This is a genomic window from Paenibacillus sp. J53TS2 (assembly GCF_018403305.1).
Taxonomy (GTDB): domain Bacteria; phylum Bacillota; class Bacilli; order Paenibacillales; family Paenibacillaceae; genus Fontibacillus; species Fontibacillus rhizolycopersici.
Window position 1 is genome coordinate 1 of record NZ_BOSK01000033.1, and the last position, 348, is coordinate 348.

Genomic DNA, 348 nt, shown 5'->3' on the forward strand with positions numbered 1-348 from the left:
ACACGCACTGGAGGCCCGAACCCACGTACGTTGAAAAGTGCGGGGATGAGGTGGGGGTAGCGGAGAAATTCCAATCGAACTCGGAGATAGCTGGTTCTCCCCGAAATAGCTTTAGGGCTAGCCTCGGAAAGAAGAATAGTGGAGGTAGAGCACTGATTGGGTGCGGGGCCCGCCAAGGGTTACCAAGCTCAGTCAAACTCCGAATGCCACATATTTATTATCCGGGAGTCAGACAGTGAGTGCTAAGATCCATTGTCAAAAGGGAAACAGCCCAGACCATCAGCTAAGGTCCCCAAGTGTGTGTTAAGTGGGAAAGGATGTGGAGTTGCACAGACAACCAGGATGTTG

1 rRNA gene is annotated in these 348 nt (G+C 52.0%); it reads left to right on the plus strand.

Going from position 1 to position 348, the window contains the following annotated elements:
* Nucleotides 1–348: ribosomal RNA gene (locus KJS42_RS22955) — 23S ribosomal RNA — on the plus strand; the annotation flags it as partial.